The sequence below is a fragment of the Methanoregula sp. genome (assembly GCA_041645435.1).
Lineage (GTDB): Archaea > Halobacteriota > Methanomicrobia > Methanomicrobiales > Methanospirillaceae > Methanoregula.
The window spans coordinates 1-17189 of sequence record JBAZQB010000014.1; the positions used below are offsets into that span (position 1 = coordinate 1).

Annotated in this window: 32 protein-coding genes; 29 read left to right on the forward strand and 3 right to left on the reverse strand. The window is 46.4% G+C overall.

The genetic code is table 11. The annotated features are described in order from the left end of the window. On the reverse strand, positions 1–305 hold a 305-nt coding region (locus tag WC593_15605; GenBank protein ID MFA4826574.1), incomplete at its 3' end, for a hypothetical protein. A gap of 107 nt (positions 306–412) precedes the next feature. Between WC593_15605 and WC593_15610 the strand changes: the two genes are divergently transcribed. From WC593_15610 to WC593_15740, 27 genes are all read left to right on the forward strand, one after another. Further along, a complete protein-coding gene (locus WC593_15610; protein MFA4826575.1) occupies positions 413–772 on the forward strand; it encodes a hypothetical protein in 360 nt (119 codons plus the stop codon). A 346-nt stretch (positions 773–1118) separates the two neighbouring features. After that, complete coding sequence (locus WC593_15615; protein ID MFA4826576.1) at positions 1119–1595, forward strand: NUMOD4 domain-containing protein; 477 nt, start codon at positions 1119–1121, stop codon at positions 1593–1595. Between the two features lie 323 nt (positions 1596–1918). Continuing rightward, complete coding sequence (locus WC593_15620) at positions 1919–2164, forward strand: hypothetical protein (protein MFA4826577.1); 246 nt, start codon at positions 1919–1921, stop codon at positions 2162–2164. A gap of 154 nt (positions 2165–2318) precedes the next feature. Then, complete coding sequence (locus WC593_15625; GenBank protein MFA4826578.1) at positions 2319–2687, forward strand: hypothetical protein; 369 nt, start codon at positions 2319–2321, stop codon at positions 2685–2687. Next, positions 2688–2990: a hypothetical protein gene (locus tag WC593_15630; GenBank protein ID MFA4826579.1), complete on the forward strand. Its 303-nt coding sequence runs from the start codon at positions 2688–2690 to the stop codon at positions 2988–2990. 261 nt (positions 2991–3251) lie between these two features. Beyond that, entirely contained in the window at positions 3252–3566 is a 315-nt protein-coding gene (locus tag WC593_15635; protein ID MFA4826580.1) for a hypothetical protein, read from the forward strand. Between the two features lie 2 nt (positions 3567–3568). Continuing rightward, positions 3569–3877 (forward strand): hypothetical protein, encoded by a 309-nt coding sequence (locus WC593_15640; GenBank protein ID MFA4826581.1) that lies wholly within the window; start codon positions 3569–3571, stop codon positions 3875–3877. Beyond that, a complete protein-coding gene (locus WC593_15645) occupies positions 3874–4065 on the forward strand; it encodes a hypothetical protein (protein ID MFA4826582.1) in 192 nt (63 codons plus the stop codon). The genes WC593_15640 and WC593_15645 overlap by 4 nt, the downstream gene beginning before the upstream one ends. Beyond that, a complete protein-coding gene (locus WC593_15650) occupies positions 4062–4271 on the forward strand; it encodes a hypothetical protein (GenBank protein MFA4826583.1) in 210 nt (69 codons plus the stop codon). Before WC593_15645 ends, WC593_15650 begins: the two co-directional genes overlap by 4 nt. Further along, the gene (locus tag WC593_15655; protein ID MFA4826584.1) at positions 4268–4432 is read left to right on the forward strand and encodes a hypothetical protein; all 165 of its coding nucleotides are present in this window, start codon (positions 4268–4270) and stop codon (positions 4430–4432) included. Before WC593_15650 ends, WC593_15655 begins: the two co-directional genes overlap by 4 nt. Further along, the gene (locus WC593_15660; GenBank protein MFA4826585.1) at positions 4429–4668 is read left to right on the forward strand and encodes a hypothetical protein; all 240 of its coding nucleotides are present in this window, start codon (positions 4429–4431) and stop codon (positions 4666–4668) included. Before WC593_15655 ends, WC593_15660 begins: the two co-directional genes overlap by 4 nt. Beyond that, entirely contained in the window at positions 4665–4832 is a 168-nt protein-coding gene (locus tag WC593_15665) for a hypothetical protein (protein ID MFA4826586.1), read from the forward strand. The genes WC593_15660 and WC593_15665 overlap by 4 nt, the downstream gene beginning before the upstream one ends. Continuing rightward, positions 4822–5148, forward strand: coding sequence for a hypothetical protein (locus WC593_15670; GenBank protein ID MFA4826587.1), 327 nt, complete (start codon positions 4822–4824; stop codon positions 5146–5148). The genes WC593_15665 and WC593_15670 overlap by 11 nt, the downstream gene beginning before the upstream one ends. 88 nt (positions 5149–5236) lie before the next feature. Beyond that, complete coding sequence (locus tag WC593_15675; protein ID MFA4826588.1) at positions 5237–6022, forward strand: PD-(D/E)XK nuclease family protein; 786 nt, start codon at positions 5237–5239, stop codon at positions 6020–6022. Between the two features lie 545 nt (positions 6023–6567). Further along, positions 6568–7653: a hypothetical protein gene (locus WC593_15680; protein MFA4826589.1), complete on the forward strand. Its 1086-nt coding sequence runs from the start codon at positions 6568–6570 to the stop codon at positions 7651–7653. Positions 7654–7687: 34 nt separating this feature from the next. After that, positions 7688–8026 (forward strand): hypothetical protein, encoded by a 339-nt coding sequence (locus WC593_15685; protein MFA4826590.1) that lies wholly within the window; start codon positions 7688–7690, stop codon positions 8024–8026. After that, positions 8026–8541, forward strand: a complete 516-nt coding sequence (locus WC593_15690) for a hypothetical protein (protein ID MFA4826591.1) — start codon at positions 8026–8028, stop codon at positions 8539–8541. The genes WC593_15685 and WC593_15690 overlap by 1 nt, the downstream gene beginning before the upstream one ends. Positions 8542–8602: 61 nt before the next feature. Beyond that, positions 8603–8869, forward strand: coding sequence for a hypothetical protein (locus tag WC593_15695; protein ID MFA4826592.1), 267 nt, complete (start codon positions 8603–8605; stop codon positions 8867–8869). A 138-nt stretch (positions 8870–9007) separates the two neighbouring features. After that, positions 9008–9433 (forward strand): ASCH domain-containing protein, encoded by a 426-nt coding sequence (locus WC593_15700; protein ID MFA4826593.1) that lies wholly within the window; start codon positions 9008–9010, stop codon positions 9431–9433. Then, complete coding sequence (locus WC593_15705; GenBank protein ID MFA4826594.1) at positions 9430–9870, forward strand: HNH endonuclease; 441 nt, start codon at positions 9430–9432, stop codon at positions 9868–9870. The genes WC593_15700 and WC593_15705 overlap by 4 nt, the downstream gene beginning before the upstream one ends. A 4-nt stretch (positions 9871–9874) precedes the next feature. Then, positions 9875–10498 carry a hypothetical protein gene (locus WC593_15710; protein MFA4826595.1) on the forward strand — a complete coding sequence of 208 codons (624 nt, stop codon included), beginning with the start codon at positions 9875–9877 and terminating at the stop codon, positions 10496–10498. A gap of 637 nt (positions 10499–11135) precedes the next feature. After that, complete coding sequence (locus WC593_15715) at positions 11136–11330, forward strand: hypothetical protein (GenBank protein MFA4826596.1); 195 nt, start codon at positions 11136–11138, stop codon at positions 11328–11330. Between the two features lie 2 nt (positions 11331–11332). Then, positions 11333–12004, forward strand: coding sequence for a hypothetical protein (locus tag WC593_15720; GenBank protein MFA4826597.1), 672 nt, complete (start codon positions 11333–11335; stop codon positions 12002–12004). Further along, a complete protein-coding gene (locus WC593_15725; GenBank protein MFA4826598.1) occupies positions 12001–12324 on the forward strand; it encodes a hypothetical protein in 324 nt (107 codons plus the stop codon). The genes WC593_15720 and WC593_15725 overlap by 4 nt, the downstream gene beginning before the upstream one ends. Then, on the forward strand, positions 12318–12713 hold the full coding sequence (locus WC593_15730; protein ID MFA4826599.1) for a hypothetical protein: 396 nt from the start codon (positions 12318–12320) through the stop codon (positions 12711–12713). The genes WC593_15725 and WC593_15730 overlap by 7 nt, the downstream gene beginning before the upstream one ends. 503 nt (positions 12714–13216) lie before the next feature. Beyond that, on the forward strand, positions 13217–13687 hold the full coding sequence (locus tag WC593_15735; GenBank protein MFA4826600.1) for a Panacea domain-containing protein: 471 nt from the start codon (positions 13217–13219) through the stop codon (positions 13685–13687). After that, complete coding sequence (locus tag WC593_15740) at positions 13688–14188, forward strand: hypothetical protein (GenBank protein MFA4826601.1); 501 nt, start codon at positions 13688–13690, stop codon at positions 14186–14188. A gap of 5 nt (positions 14189–14193) precedes the next feature. On the opposite strand, the gene WC593_15745 is transcribed toward WC593_15740, so the two are convergent. Continuing rightward, on the reverse strand, positions 14194–15024 hold the full coding sequence (locus WC593_15745) for an IS1 family transposase (GenBank protein ID MFA4826602.1): 831 nt from the start codon (positions 15022–15024) through the stop codon (positions 14194–14196). 215 nt (positions 15025–15239) lie between these two features. Between WC593_15745 and WC593_15750 the strand changes: the two genes are divergently transcribed. Both WC593_15750 and WC593_15755 read left to right on the forward strand, forming a co-directional pair. Beyond that, complete coding sequence (locus tag WC593_15750; GenBank protein ID MFA4826603.1) at positions 15240–16382, forward strand: HigA family addiction module antitoxin; 1143 nt, start codon at positions 15240–15242, stop codon at positions 16380–16382. A gap of 13 nt (positions 16383–16395) precedes the next feature. Beyond that, a complete protein-coding gene (locus WC593_15755) occupies positions 16396–16872 on the forward strand; it encodes a hypothetical protein (GenBank protein MFA4826604.1) in 477 nt (158 codons plus the stop codon). On the opposite strand, the gene WC593_15760 is transcribed toward WC593_15755, so the two are convergent. Continuing rightward, positions 16869–17123: a hypothetical protein gene (locus WC593_15760; protein ID MFA4826605.1), complete on the reverse strand. Its 255-nt coding sequence runs from the start codon at positions 17121–17123 to the stop codon at positions 16869–16871. The two genes, WC593_15755 and WC593_15760, sit on opposite strands and share 4 nt — an antisense overlap. Between the last annotated feature and the right edge of the window lie 66 nt (positions 17124–17189).

Consider the following 17189-nt stretch of genomic DNA (forward strand, 5'->3'; position numbering starts at 1 on the left):
AAGACTGTCAGTTTCCGGTGCTCACGGAAGTCAAAGGCCACGTTTGGGCTACCAACTGCCAGTTTCCGGTGCTCACGGAAGTCAAAGGCCACGTTTGGGACTGCAAAGACTGCCAGTTTCCGGTGCTCACGGAAGTCAAAGGCCACGTTCGGGACTGCAAAGACTGCCAGTTTCCGGTGCTCACGGAAGTCAAAGGCCACGTTTGGGACTGCAAAGACTGTCAGTTTCCGGTGCTCACGGAAGTCAAAGGCCACGTTTGGGCTACCAACTGCCAGTTTCCGGTGCTCACGGAAGTCAAAGGCCACGTTTGGGACTGCAAAGACTGCCAGTTTCCGGTGCTGAAAATGGTTAATGGGAAGCCGTTTAAAGGCTAACCGCCGCGGGTCGCACCCGCAAGGGATTTAGCTACACCATGAACCTATTCACCAAACTCATAACCGTAACCACCTTAACCCTCACGGCAGCCTGCGCCTCCCTGGAATCCCCCAGGGTCAATTACCTGAACACCTTCAACCGGGTGCGCCAAGAGTGCGGCAAAGGGGAAGCCTACAAGACGCCGCCTATCGTCTTTGTGCGGGACCATGCGGCCCTGAGAGCCATGTTCCCGAACCTGGAACCGGGGGAACGGCTTTTAGGAGTCCAGTGGGGAGGGGTAGTTTACCTGAGTGAGCCTGACGTTGACAGGGTGACAGTAGCCCATGAGTTCTGCCACGTGATTGAAGGTGGTAATGAGGCGAGGGCTTATGCGGTTGGGGTGAAGGTGGGGGAGTGAGAATTACCTGGGGATGGGGAAAATCAACCGGAGGGATGCGCTGCCCACCATCGGGAACAGACTAACCGGTGAAACTCATTTTTGTGGATAAAGCGGAGACAGCATACTCACACGGAGTGCCCACCCCCAGGACTGATTTAAGGAGGCAACATAGATTGACCCGTAAACCCGTACAATGGCTGTGGTCAGCCAAAGGCCCAGAGGCCAAGACCCTGGTGAGCTTTTGGCATAGATAGACCTCCTTAACGGCGCAATAGCCCGCCTGAGGGTGCTCGCCACCAGCCTGCCGGTTGGGCTTAGTACACCGGCACAATTTTAAGGCGGGGCGGCCCGTGTGGAGGTTATTATGAGTGAATGGCGAATGGTCCCAAGTTGGCCTAATTATGAGGCAAATGAAGATGGGTCTGTAAGGCAAATATCTTCTGGTCGAATCCTAAAAACATACGAGTCAGAAGGATACCTGATTGTAAAGGTGACTCGACCCGGACTATCCAGAACTATCAGGGTTCAATACCTTGTTGCCGAGGCTTTCTTAGGGCCTAAGCCGCCGGGGCACAATCTTCACCATAAGGATGAATTGAAGTTTAATAACGTAAAAACGAATCTTGAATATTTACCTGAGCCAAATCATCGTAGCATCCATCAATCGGGCATGAATAACAACAGTGCTAAATTGACTGAAGATGAAGTTATAGCCATAAGACACTTATGTTCAGCTGGCAAAAGCCTGAACTATGTGGCAAGGATGTTTGGCGTAGGGAAGTCCACTGTTAAAGACATTATAAAAGGCAACACATGGGTTAACGTTCAAGCCGGATACTAAGAACTCCGGACCCTGTCAAACGATTTCCTGTCACGGTCTTGAGATGTCGTGGCGTGAGTTATCCACCACAATTCGGGCGGCCTATACCGGGAAGGCCCGACCGTGACAGGGATTCACTTTAAGAATTGCGCTGAGGGGTACTGAGGACAGGCACGGGATACCGTGTAACACACAGGCCGGATAGGCGAAGTCCAAAAGAGTCCCGGCTGTATTCCAAGGCGCAAACAATTTCCCGGAAGTGAAGGCCGGGGAAGCCCGTAGGACACAATTCAGACCAGCCCCCGGCATACCCGCCTTGGTTCGCTGGGGGCACAGGAGGAGAGATGCCGGTAGCAAATTTTGACTTTGAATTAGAACACAAACTGCAATTGATTGTACATTGGCGATTACCTGCATCTTCCGATGAAGAAAAGCATTACAGAAACAATATCGAATTAGCAGTGCAGGAAATGGCCTTAATGGTGCAGATTCAAACAGAAGAAACGAGTAAACCTATAGTGGCTGAAATGGTTAAGCGTTTGAAAGAATTATGGGAATCACATAACAAGGTGGAGGAATCCCAAAAATGAAACCAGAGCGGCGCACCTACTGGCTAACCAAAGTCAACTGGCTCGGACTGAGGCGCAAGATCATGCAAGTCAAAACCGCCTTGAACTTTTCCCCTGAACGTGGGCGGCGGATTGCCTTGGCTTTGGGCGGGACTCGGTTGGAGAGGGTGGGGTGATGGAAGATAAAAAGTTTAACCCAACTCCGGGGCCATGGAGAATAGGCTATATATTAAAGCCTTGGATTTACACAGACTATCCCAGGTTTAATGAGAAGGGCGAGAAATTTAAAGACTTCCCGATTGCAACTACTGAAGAAAGCCATTGGGGAAAGGAAGCGGCTATAGACAACGCTCGTCTTATCGCCGCCGCCCCGACCCTCTACCACAAGCTCAAGGATACGGTAGAGTGGCTAGACCGGGAAATAAAGCATCACGAAGCATTAGCCAAAACTCTCGGGATGCAGGGTAAGGGGGATAGGATTATTCGCCTCGAAGAACTCCGAGATGACCTTCAGGAGACTTTGCGGAAGGTGGGGGAAGGGTAGATGGCAGACAAAAACTGGACATCCAAGGGCGTTTACGTTTACGGGAACACCGGAGTCATTTATGACTGTTTGGGAGCACAGGTTGCTGCTGTGCAAGGTAGTTTGGTGTTGGGTGTCACAGGGGAAGGCCGGGCTAAGAGGATTGTACTGGCTATGAACTGCCACGACGCCCTTGTGGCGGCGCTGGAAGAAATTAAAGATGAACTTTTTCAGTTGCGATGCTTAGGCTTCGCTGTGCCTACCAGTAGATTGACTCAAATTGGGGAAATGGCTCAAGAAGCTCTCGCTAAGGCCAAGGAGTAATGATGGAAGTTAAAAAGGAAGCAATGCCTGACCCAATGGAATATTGCCTTAATTGCGAAATCCATTGGAATCCCCGAAGGCATGGGCCAACCTGCCCCTTATGCGGTGCCGCGGCTTTTGTGGTCCCAGTAATTACAAAACCATCGCAAAGACCTGTTTGTACGTGCGGGGAGGAATTGGTTTGCCCCAAGTGCGAAATTGAATTGCATCATTCTGACCCCGAAATCCTCATTATGAAAAAGAGTTTCAAGGAGTCCTAAAATGGAATACGCCCACGCTTCCCACGCTGAACCACCCATAAGCCCGCCAGAGCCGGAACCGCAGGCCACAAAGAAAATCAAGGTCTATGTCCGCCTTTCCGGCCTCATTGAGGAAGAAATCGAAGTTCCAGCCGATCTGGACATTACCGACATCGAAGCCGTAGCTGATGCCATGGAGAAGAACACTCCCTACCCTGGCGGATTTTGGAACCTTGGGCTCGGGGAGTTTTGGGATCAGAAATCCCTTAATGACACTATCGCCCCTTGGTATGACCGGGACCGAGCTATGGTGGCTATTGAGAGCGTGGAGGGGTAGTTATGGACTATTGGGAAGAGTGTCTTGCAGAGTCTTTTGAAGAGCACGGCGTTGTTGTTACACCAGAGCAATTAACCTCCATTACAAAAGACGTAGCAGGTGCTTTTGAAAACTACGGTATGGCCTACCCAACACCAGAGAATCCTCTTAAATCTGAATTATCGGACCTGAAAAGGGAATTGAAGAAAGAGCGGGAAAAAGTTGTTTGTCCTGAATGTAAAGGTTCGGGTCAAGATATTTCTTATGGCCCTTCATATACTGCTATCTCCGATTGCTCCAAATGTAAAGGAGAAGGCAAGGTTTCACCATGACCATTCCCGCCCCCAAAGTCCTTCACCCGGAGCGCACCCGCCGCCCCTACGTTACCGACGTTGGGCAGTTAAACAGCATTAAGGACATGACCATGGACCTGCTCATGGCTCTGGATACCGGGAAGGCAACTGAACAACAAAGGATGGCGCTGAAATTCTTCATAGCCACGATTGAAGGGGGTAAATGATGATAGAAATAGACACGACTGTAAAAATATACTGGCACGGTGAATTAGGGTTATTAACAGAGGAAGGTATTTTTAGAGTATCTTTTAATGCAGCCGATCAAGTAATGAACCAAACCAAAGCTATGATACGTAAAGACCTGGAGCGAATGCACAACAGAATGGTTAGCAACGGCATATGGTGTCTGCAAGAGGGGGCATTGACATGAGCCTTAGCCGGCAGGACTGGCTCAAGAAAGCCCAGGAGCACGACAAGACGGCCAGAGAGTATTATCGGAAGGATGAAATTACCATGGCAAGAAGTTACGAATCAAAGGCAGACGCTGCGAGGTTGTGTGCAATGCTGGCGGAAGCACGGGAGGAGAGATGAGCGAGGATAGCCAGAAATGCCCGTTTTGTGGGAGTGATTATAAGTTTAAGGGCAGCATAGACCATCATTATGCTTGCGGAACTATTAACCCAATAAATCACCCTGATACATGGACAAGATTCCCCAGGTGCCATGAGAAAGAACTTAATGCAGTAAAAGCCGAAATCGCCCAACTGCAAGCAGCCCTTGCCCTCAAGGACCAGTTGTTAGAGGCGTTGCGGGAGAGGTCGAGATGAGCCACTACGCCATCCTCGCTTTTGGCTTCATCCTGGGCGCTCTAATAGCCTTTCTAGGTATCGAAATCGTAGTGCTGTTTCGTGAACATCGTCGGAACCGCGGCAAAAAGGATTTTGAAGCAGCGAGGAAGGCGTTTAGGGAGGGGAGTGGGGATGGAAAATAAGCTATCGAAATTACCCAAGTGGGCGCAAGAGCATATTGCCAATATAGAACTGCGCAATGGTAGGCTCACCCGTGACTTGGCAGAACAATTAGCCATAAACACTGACACTCACCCTGAATCAAACACTTATTATCAGTTATGGCTGGATGGCGATTTTACCAAGCGTTACTTGCCTGCAAATTCCCATTTAACCTTCATCGGCAAAAATACTAAGGTTTCTGTTTTCGTTGATCATAAAGGTCAAATTCGCATTGACATAGGCAACGGCCTTATTATGCCTCAAGCCCGTAATAGCATCTATATTGTGCCGGAGTAAACCCATGTTTAACGAACTTCTCAACTTTGCCCTAACCGGCCTGCTGTTCGTGGTGGTGGGCGTGATCATGTGGATGTGCGGGTGATTTATGCTTGAATCAATCCACCAGAGCCATTTAGGGATGTTCCTACGCTGCCCGGCCCAATTTGAGCGCCGATACATTCATGGTGAAATCATCCCCCCTGGAATCTCAGCCCGCCGCGGCTCTGCTACCCACAAGGCCGCACAGGTCAACCATGCGCAGAAACTTAACTCCCATGAGGATTTGCCGGTTGACGCCTTGCAGGATGCCGCCAGAGATGAATATGTCCGCCTTGTCACAGATCGGGGAGTTTTTATTCCCAAAGACCAGATCGGGGAAAAAGAAAAACTCTTGGGCGCTGGCCTGGATGCAGCCACACGGCTAACCAAACTTTATCGGGAAACCCTGGCCCCGGAAATTCAGCCGATAATGGTGGAACAGCGCCTTGAGTTCGATGCTGGCCTTAAACTTCCTTTGGTGGGGATCGTGGACGTACTTACGGAAGATCACTGGATGCCGGATTTAAAGACTGCTGATAAGGCCAAGCCAGCGGGGGAAGCCGATAAATCTTTGCAACTTACCTTCTATTCTGGGTTGGTGGCAAATCATGTCGGCAAGTGGCCCGATAAAATTAGCCTGGAAATTCTGGTCAACAATAAAGAGCCGAAACTGCAAAGCCTTGAAACCGTCCGCGGCCCGGAGCATTGGAAGAATCTTATGTTGCGGGTTCAATTAATGATTGCTCAGATTCAGACCGGGTTATTTCCACCTTGCGACCCGGGAGCCTGGATATGCAGCCCGCGCTGGTGCGGATATTGGGATAGTTGCCGCTATTCATTGAAAAAGAGGTAGGACAAATGACTGAATGGAGAAGAATACCTTTTGCGCCCGCCTATCATGTTAGCGAAGATGGTGATGTAATCAGGTGCAAAAAGAGCCGCGGTGCCAGAGTAAGGCATATATTAAAATCCTGGTTAGACCCCAAAGGGTACGAAATGGTACATCTACGAAACAACGGACGTTATATTAAAAAACGTATCCATGCCATTGTTGCGGAGGTTTTTATCGGGCCATGCCCCGACGGACATGAGGTACATCACAGGGATGAGAATAAGCGTAATAACCACCATAGCAATTTAGAATATTTATCAAAATCTACACATTCAAAAATGGGTAGGAATTGGAGTCCGATTAGGGGAGAAGACAACCACCTTGCTAAATTACATGAATTTGATGTTCATAATATACGTGATCTTCATCGTATCGGATTAAATTTTAATCAAATATCAAAGCAATATGGCATCAGTAGGGGTCACATAGCTAATATTGTGCGAGGCATATCGTGGTCTCATATTTAATAAACTGCAAATATTCAATCAAATAGAGAGGATATTGTTATGGAAGCAAGTGACGTATTTAAAAATGTCGTTCCGTTCACAGGCGATAATCTACCTGTCACCCAAGAAGTCCCGACGGTCCTGGCCGAAGCGACAGCCCAAAGGGAAGTTGCCGAGGTCCAGGCCGCTATGATTATCGCCAAAAGGTTCCCCCGCAATCAGGCCAAGGCTGTTGACCGCATTATGGTATCCTGTCAGCGACCCACCCTGGCCGAAAGCGCCCTTTACTCCTATGCTCGCGGCGGCACAGATATTACCGGACCATCAATCCGGCTAGCTGAGGCCATAGCGCAACAATGGGGAAACCTCCAAATCGGTATCCGTGAACTGGAACAGCGACCAGGGGAAAGCACTATGGAAGCCTACGCCTGGGACTTGGAAACCAACACCCGGCAAAGCAAGGTTTTCCAGGTGCGCCATATCAGATATACCCGAAATAAGGGAATCACGAACTTGACCGACCCCCGTGACATTTATGAGGCCGTGGCTAATCAGGGCTCACGCCGACTACGGGCCTGCATCCTGGGCATTATCCCCGGTGATATCGTGGAAGCCGCGGTGCATCAATGCGAAGATACATTAAAGGCCAAGGCTGACATTTCCCCTCAAGCCGTACAGAAGATGGTGGATGTGTTCAACACCTACAACATTACTAAGGAGATGATAGAGGCCAGGATTCAACGCAAACTTGAAGCGATTACCGCAGCCCAAGTAATCGCCTTGCGGAAAATTTTTAACTCTCTCAAGGACGGTATGAGTAAACCAGGGGATTGGTTTGAAACGCCCCCGCATCCTGAACCTGAGAAAACTAAAAAAGCTAAAACTACTAAAGACCCTGAGCCACCCCAGGACTCCTCCGCACCCACCCCCCCGGCAAGCACTCAAGCAGAAGGCAACGGCACGCCTACGGGCGGGACACCAACTCAGTCTATCACAGATGAAACCCTTAAAGCCATCAAGGAGGCGATGGAAGCCACCGGGCTTGACCTGCCCTACGAAGCCCTGAAACTGGACGCTGCTATTCCTTTGGAGGAGTTCGATGAGGAGACTGGACAGGATATATTGACCTGGTTCAAAAATCAGTAACCCGCCACGTCCCCGAGAAGGAGGAGATGAAACATTGAAAACTTTTAGTGCTATCATCGGTAGTTTAATCGCCGTCATTGCCCTTGTGTGGCTATTCCAAGGCAATGATTTTTTCATGTATAAATTCTGGGCTCCTAAATATGAAGAAGCGCGGCGAGAGGTCTTTGAAAACACTCCGTCCTACAAGTGGGGCATGATCCAGGAGCTTCAAAACATGCAGTTCAAATATGAACAGGCCACCCCAGATCAAAAAGACGCTTTAGCGGCAATTATTTTGCGAAGAGCTAATCAATACGGAGAGGATAGATTGCCAGTCGATCTTAGGGCTTTTGTTACTCAACTAAAATCTCAACAAGCTAAAGAGAAATATTAATGAAGAAATTGAGCGTATATCCAATAATGGCGTGTCTTTTCCTGGCAGTGTTTCTATCCATGGGAACCTCATCTTGTGAAGATTCTGATGATATTCAACGAAACCAACAAGAAAAAATCCTCGTGCAGGGTTCTTCCCAAGTCGGAATGCCTGGAATCAAGAATTTTAGGGAGCGCAAGATATTAAAGGATATCCTTGAACTGCGGGACCAGGAGGGACTTACCACTTACACCTATTTGTTTAACCAGTACACTGGGAAATTGGTTTTCTTTGGTGTCACTATTGGCTACGGTATCCCCTACGCCACTCAGTTTTCAAGCCCCCAAAAAGCAACGGGGCGAGGCTTCTCTCTCCCTCAAGCTGAGCCTAACGGCCTTTTCTCTCCGGCGTCGGCAGAAGGAACTTGGATACTCATGAAAAACCCCAAAGGCAAAGATGTGGTTCCAATTTATATAGAACCCCGGATAGTGGTTTCGCCCTTCTTGCTACCACAAGCGGAAGGAAACCCTAAATAATTTCCTCATATATCCCTTGGCCTTGCCGGTTCCGGTGAAACCGGCGTTTTTGGAGAATCGTATGGATGAAAACCAAGCATCACAGCCTTTACCTCAATGGCAGAGCCATAAGCAGGTTGGGGCGGATAAGATCGTCGGAATCGTAAACGATGGCGATTTTCAATTTTGGAGTCTTGCCTGTGGTATTCCTGTCCACGTTTCAAGCCACCTAAAAGAGCGGTGCGGCAATAATGACCCCGTAGGCGGCTACTACGTTCTCTATGTAGACGGATTTGAATCTTGGTCCCCCGCCAAGGCGTTTAAGGAAGGATACACCAGAATAGGCTAACCGCGGCGACCTTCGGCACCGCATGGCACCGGGCACCTGTCGGCCCGGATATCAAGGTTCATAGGTTGAATGGCAAGACGTGGCTATGGCGTGTTGTATTGAAGCCCCTGGCAGGAGGGGCGATTTGAGGGAGATGATATGAAAATCAAAGCCATTTCCATCTGGCAACCCTGGGCCTCACTGATTGCGGTCGTGGCCAAGAAGTTTGAAACGCGGTCGTGGAAGACTAATTATCGGGGGCCGTTGCTGATTTGTGCGGCTAAAAAACCTTTTAATTCTTTTCATTTTTCGGCGACCTTCGTGGATGCTGCCCAAAAAGCATTGCCGTATCCGATTGGAGGCTATCAAATTCCTTATGGCAAGGCCGTGGCTATCGCTGATCTAACAGCCTGTCTTACAACATTCAATTATCAAACCGATTGGATAGGACTTGAAGCAACCTTCGGCGATTTCTCCCTTGGCCGCTACGCATGGAAACTGGAAAATGTCCGGGCCATTAAACCATTCCCGGTCAAGGGCCGCCAAGGGCTGTTCGACGTGGAAGTGCCGGAGAGGTTGATTTGATTAAAAGCATCTCCTTTTCTCAAGATGAAATCTTATCGAATATCGTAACTCTGCATACCGGGCCGATTCAGGAAATGAAGTTGTGTGAGTGCGGTTGCGGTGAGGTGGTGAAACCGGGAAACCGTTGCATTAATTACCATAACCGTAAGGGAATCAGTCGTTGGGGAAAAGATGCAGCCCATTGGAAAGGCGGGATTAAAAAAGACAAAGATGGCTATATCTACCTTTATCGTCCAGAACACTCCTTTGCAACCAAAGACGGTTATGTATTTGAACATCGTCTTGTCCTTGAAGAATATTTGGGCCGGTATCTGGAACCAGACGAAATCTCCCATCATTGCAATGAAATAAAAGACGACAACAGGATTGATAATTTAGATTTAACGATTCGGGCTGAACACGTCCGAATCCACAAGCCCAGACTCAAACGGGGTTAATAGAGTGGAGATAGTCAAGAGCATATCGTTTTCTCAACCTGAAATTCTACGGAACATAGTTGCTCTGCATACTGGCGACATTGAATGTGATGTCTGTTATGGCTCAGGCTGTTTCTATAAGAACGGGATAGAGCATCCAAAGTTCTGTTTCGATATTGCCCCAAGAAAGCCGGGTGTCATCTCTGCTAATGTCTGCCGTTTACCCTTGAAGGACCAGAGTATTCGATCAATTATCTTCGATCCCCCATTTCTCGTCCGAACAGGCCCCGGGGCCACCCTTAAGGCGCGCTTCGGGGAGATCGTCGGGACCATTCAAGACCTATGGGCTTTCTACTTCCAGGCCATAAAAGAAATGCACCGCGTCCTGTTGCCAGGCGGTTGGCTCATTTTCAAGAATCAGGATGGAGTGCTGAGTGGGAAAAACAATTTTACCCATGCAGAGATTTATAACATGAGTAAGGTTCTTGGGTTTATTCCGGTAGACCTTTTTGTACTCATGGCAACACACCGCATGACGCACCCTGCTCATAAACGCCAAATACATGCCCGAAAATTTCATTCTTATTTCTGGGTTTTTAAGAAGAAAAGACTTCGTACCACCCCCACCATCCCCCAGGCCGAGAGATGAAAATGATTAGAGTGTTCCCCCGTAGAACCAAATGGACGCCGACCGATGATTTAGCCTTTGTCGGTGATCCGCCTTTATGGGAAGTCCCAGATTTGCAAGTGAGTGTCTCTGTGACCTTTACGTGGGATTTGCCAGAAGCCGCAAGGCTGCAAAGGGCTTGGAAAGCGAAAATGATGCACCAACGTAGTAGAGTTTCTATTGCTTATGGCGGACCTGCCCTTGGCGATCCAGGCGGTGAATTTGTACCGGGTAGGTTCGTAAAAGAAGGCGTGACTGTAACGAGTCGAGGCTGCTCTAAAAATTGCCCCTGGTGCCTGGTGCCTTTTTTACCATCCGTGAACCATCCGTGAGTAAAAATGTTTCCAAAATTAAGGAGAGGAAAATGTCCAGAACCTTGGGGTGACATTTATAACACCTATATCGCCAAGGGCTTTGACCCTGGTATGGCAGCATTCCAGGCTGACCAATGGGAGAAGCGACAGCCGAAGCCGATGGAACACATCGCCTCCCCTGACTGCTGGTGTGAGCCGGAGCAGGACCATATTGAGCCGGACGTGTGGATTCACCGGGAGAGGCATTAACCCCTCAACTGTCAAGTAATCCTTGACAGTTCATTAGGAACAAAAGGAGGTAAATAATGTATCCTGGAATAGATAAACCGAGAGCTATCTGTGCAAACTGCAAGCAAGAGATTTATAAAAATTGTGGTGCGTGGTTTCACACAAAAACCTGTTGCGGTTTATGTATAAAAAGTGATGGCAATTTTGATGAAACTATGACAGCACAACCGATACAATTAGGCATAACTATGCCATTGACGAAAGGAGAATGATGATGGGCGCTGCATCTCAAATAGCAACCCGGGAATGTCATATGAAAGAAGATTGCAAGGCCCAACTTGCCACCGCCCAAGCCCACATTGCAGATTTAGAATCGATCCTCAAAAGTTTTGAAGAGCATCATATAGCGCAAACTCAAGACTTGCAGGACCAGATCACAGAGCTTGAAGCACAAACTGAATCTATGTGGCCTATTATATCTAAAGTAGCCCAAGGTCGTTGTTGTCAGGGTGGTGAAACCGATAGTAGTGGTGCTGTTGTTTTTCAGAGTATTAAAAACCAGGCTATGAAGATCATTAACGACTATCCGCCATCGCCAACTCAAGAACGGTTAACAAACGCCCAGGCCGAGATCGCCCGGCTACGGGAAGAGAATCAAAGTATGAGGGCTGAGATTTTAAGATTACTTGATGGTGTTGATGAAGAAATTGAACAAGAAAATACCCGGCTGCGGGAGGAACTGGATAAGAAAATTATTATTGATAAGAGAATTAACTGGTCCCTCAGTTTACACTCAGAAATAGAAAAATTGACGGAGGAAAATGAGCGGTTGCGGGAGAGGTTGGCGGAGGCGGAAAATATTCTACAGCAAGTCCCCCGCTATCCTGGCGGCTCTGAATTGTATAAGGCTATTCAGGAATACTTCCTGGAGGAGGCAAGGCCATGAGCCAGGATAAATGCCCGTTTTGCGGGGCTGAGGTAATTCAAACCATATCTACAGCAGAAGGCGATTTGCAATTAACAAATTGTTGGAATGTGTTTAAAGATGGAGAACTACAGGATAAGCGTAACACCACTTGCTATAATAATAACCAAATCGCCCAGCAAGCCGAACTGCTCCGGGAGTGCCGGGAGGTGGTGGAATGGTTAGCGAGTATTAAAATGCAGGACGTTGATTTGGCTGTAACTCTAAGAATAAAGGCAGTCACTAAAGCCCAAGCCCTCCTACCCAAACTTTTGAAGGCGACGGAGGGGAAGCCATGGTAGATAAAGAACTACAAGAGTTAAGAGATTGGAGCGCTAGGAAGATGGGGTGGTTTAAGGTTCCAGCATTTAAAGGGTGGTTAAAAAAAGCTTATCCAGACTATAGCACTCTTGTATTTGCTGATTATCAAGGAGACTGGACCCCCGACTTACCCAACGGCCAGATTGAGATGTTTATTAATAGGATGGTGGAGTTGGGGTGGAATTTTGCCTTCTTTGGTTGGTCAGAAGATGGCACTTGTTCTGCCCTATTTTACCGTCCAGAAGATCATGCGTTTTGTATTGATAATCTGCTTGATGATGATCGGGTTGTGAGTGGAAAAGATAGACTAAAAACTATTCTCTTGGCGGGCCGGGCAGCGCAGGCCACGGGAGGCTTAAATGGACTATAAACAATTTTCACCAATAATATATACACGCTCTTATGGCAGTATGCTATTTCACCAAATCATTGCTGGTGGTTATATTATTGACATGACCTGTATTCGGGAGTTTAGATTTTATACATTAAATCTATTTGAAAGGTGGGAAATATTGTCACTAATTATATCTGACAGAGTTGGGATTACAGAGAGTTTACACAACTCTTCTTAATCTCCCCAAGCATCGAGTATTCAAAAGTAACACAATGTGGACAACCATTCATAGGCACAATAACATCTGATACCCAAAAATGAGTTATAGTAGCATTGATAAAGAATTTAAGGCGTTCGAGGTAGTGTATCAGTTTGAAAATCATTTTTATTATTGCGAATGATTCTCATTTAAAATATAATATAAGCGGTATTTTCTTGACTTCTGTGTCAAATGTCCTATTTTAAGTTGACAAGATAATTCCTTCACAATCAAGTTAACCTCCTGATGTGCCGATAAAGGAATGAGTGGAGGAGAGTCCATGATAGAAAAAACCAGGCAATTAATTGCCTACCTGATCCAAAATCACCCATTCCCCTCCATTACAAGCCTAATGAAACTTTCTTATATAGTGGACCTCGTATCAGTCAGAAAAGTTGACGAACAAATTTCCGATTTTGAATATATACGATTTAAATATGGTCCTTTTGACAAAAGAATCTATGAGTACGTACATGATTTATTGGATAGTGGAGTAATCGTAGAAGATTCGGCGATTACCCAGGCAGGTGAGGTTGTGGTATATGAATTTGACGAAGGTGCTAATTTATCTTTCTCAGAGATAACCAGTGAAGAAAAAAATATAATAGATGGAATTTTAGATACATTGGGTGGCTATGGTCCTAAAGCTCTTGTTGACTTAACTTATAAAACAAAACCAATGGAGAAGATTGGAGCAAAGCAAAATAATGAAGTTGGGTTAAATGAAAGATTGGATTTAAGGGCTAAATAGTTGAATGATTTATCAGATGAAGAACTTTTATGTAAGATTACGTCACGTAGCGCATATCGCGATGAAAAATCAATAGAAAATAGAAAACCAACACCCCCACCTAAACCAAAATTTAAATTAGCTGGCGGGGAAATAGATGAACAATATCTTTTCTATGTTTTAACCACAACAGGTGGTGCTTGCAGGGAAAGGGTTACACTAATTATTAATCCAGAACATTGGGAGGAAAGAATTGCTGGTCCTTATTTACAGGAAGTTTCATATTGCGATTTACGAAAACATGAACTATTGACAAAGGAAGATATATTAGAAAAAAGCAAAGATAAAGAAAATGGATTTAAATATATAGCTAAATTATGTGATTTAAAATGCCGAGAATTACGAAAGGTGCACATTAAACTACGAAAAGACCCTACTGTTTCTCAAGAAATAAAAGAGATAGTGGGAATTAGTTTGTCTGACATTATTCCTGATAAAATTATGGAAGAATTAGGAATTTAATTATTTCAATTCACCAACCCCGCAATTTCCTCCAAACTCCAAACATGATCTGAAATCCCTGCTTCCATGGCCGGGGTTACTCTAAGGCTTTTATGGATTCTCCCGAAATTGTAGAACATGAAATGCAGGGATACTGCATGAGCCAGATTCTCCACCTTTTTTGAAAAGGCATTGGTGAGTCGGGTAAATCTTCTCATGCTCATCCTCATGGTGAGGTTCTGGCGCTCTGCGTAGCTGGTGGAGATATGCTTGCGGTCAGGATTGCCGGAGATGATTTCTTTCTTACTTCCGGTAAACTTGGCTGGACTATACCGCTTCTCGACCTTTTGTTCCGTACTCTCCCCATATATTTTAACCAACATAGCGTAATCAATATCTGCACCAAAAGCGCTTTCAACCGCCGTTAGATAAGCCCTATGACCATCTGTGGTAAGCTGAACCCTATGGCTAAACCTTGTGGCTACATCTTCCATAAACACAGAGGCGGTTTCTGCGTCTCGATTACCTACAAGGAAGGCGGGGACAAGTTTACTATCGGCGCAAATGGCCGTCCAGGTCCACACATCGCCGTAGCCAAGTTGACCTTTCTTGTCGGCGGGTACATTTTTCTCTTTAGAATAGCAGAATGACCAAATTTCATCGCATTGAAGGCGGGTACACTTGAGGTCTCGCAATGCCTGGTTCTGGTATTCGGCGCAAGCCTTGCCAACATCTACCAGAAGCTTAACGACCGTATTAATGGCCGTATCGGTAATGCGGGCCGTAGCCCTCAGGCTGTTACCCTCTACCAAGCAACCGATGATTTGTGCCCGTTTTTGTATACTCAATCTGTTCATAATGACTATTATGCTTGAGCGCAAAGGGTATGTCAAGAAAATAATGATTGTTTTGAAAAAAAATGTTTATTAGATATTTCTATATGTTACAAGTATATTACCTTTTAATGTGGCTATGTTTTTACATTGACTAACGATCAGTTTGCGAAATTGCGCAATTTTTATTGACAGAAATGGGGGGTCTATGATAAAGGTTTCCTTGGGGGGATGCGAAGATGATCATTGATGATTTTAATACTCCAGGGCAATTCATTGAAGCCCTGATAGAAGAGCGCGGATGGACGCAGCGATTATTAGCTGCCATGTTGGGGGTAAGTGGAACTATTTTAAATCGGCTCATTACAAACAAACTCTCTGTTACTGCTGAAATGGCCATAGCACTAGGGGAGATATTTGAATTTGAGCCAGTGGCGCTTTTGAATCTCCAAAATAAATATAACCTTGCCAAAGCTCGCATATCAATACGCCCTGACCCCGATAGGGCTACACGCGCCGCTCTTTTTGGCGGATTACCTGTGGCGGAAATGATTAAAAGAGGATGGATTAATGCTGCTGATGTACGTGATTTCCCAAAGGTTGAAAAAGCGCTAGCAATATTTTTTGGTGTAGAATCAATTAATGAAATTGAAATCCTCCCCCATGCCAATAAGAAGACCGATACATTCACACCAGCTACTCCTGTACAATTAGCGTGGATTTACCGTGTAAAACAAATCGCCAGCGAGATGCTTGCGGCTCGCTATTCACCAGCCGCAGGGCGTAATTCTGTCAACCGCCTAAACGAGTTGCTTTCAGCACAGGAAGAAGTTAGGAAGGTGCCTCGTATTCTTACTGAAAGCGGTATTAGATTTGTTGTTGTCGAATCTTTATCATCCGCTAAGATAGATGGTGTTTGTTTCTGGTTAAACGATCAGTCGCCAGTAATAGGCATGTCCTTACGCTATGATCGAATTGATAATTTTTGGTTTGTTCTTCGCCATGAACTTGAGCACGTTTTGCAACGCCATGGGCAAAATAACATCTATATGTTGGATGCAGAATTAGAGGGTGAAAATGCCGGAACAGGCGACAACATCGCACAGGAAGAGCGTATAGCCAATGAGGCAGCTGCCGAATTTTGCGTCCCCCAGGAAAAGATAGACAGTTTTATCGCTCGCAAGGCCCCTTTTTTTCGTGAGAGAGATATCATTGGTATATCCCGCATATTACAAATCCATCCCGGCTTAATTGCCGGGCAATTACAATATAGAACTGGCAGATATGATCTTTTCCGAAAATTTTTAGTCAAAATTCGCTCTCATGTATCACCAGGAGCGATGACTGATGGGTGGGGAGATGTATATCCTGTCGGCCTATAAAGAGGAGAATGTAATGGCAAATAAACAGATACTAGCGCAGCGGATGTATCGTCTTTACAAAGAAAAAACCGGAATTAAAGAGGTAGACCCGAAAGAAGTTGCTAAGTTTGCATTGGAGCACGGGTGGACACCTCCAAAGCCCATTTCTATTCTCGATCGGGTCGCAAAAGAATTTACTCAGGCAATGCGCGTAGAAATGAGGTACGATAAAAAAACTCGCAAGCCATATCGTGCCAATCATGCCGTCGAATATAAACAAGGTCACTTCTTTTGGGTAGATATTGATGAAGCAGAGCGACACCACATGCAAAAAAGCCTTATTTCGAGGCGTGAGCAAATGGTGGGTGATGGCTATTCATTAACTTTGGATGCTGATCATTGGAACGGTGTTAATCCCGGTGAACAGCCCATCAATGTGCCTATGGATTTTAGAGAGGACATCGCAGAAAGGAAAGCTGCCGACTTTGACAAAAAGAAAAAGATAAGCTAATCGTTCTCACTTTTTTTCCATCTTGCACGGGCCGCAAGTTGAGCAATTTCTTTGCGCTGTTCAGGCGTCAATTTATCGGCGCGCGCTTTTCCGCCCTTCTTACCACCCAATTTTCCCAATGCGACAGCGTGAGGATTCTTCTCGGAAGGTTCTTCGGTGGGTTCACCCTCTGTAGCTATCTCGACAATCTTCTTTGCCAAGACATTCAGATCACGGGGGCGCTTCGGCTTCTTGCTTGATTGGTCAGGCATGGTTAGATTATGCCTGAGCTTTCCCTAAAAATCAATCCCCCAAAAATTCAAACTGATACACTACCG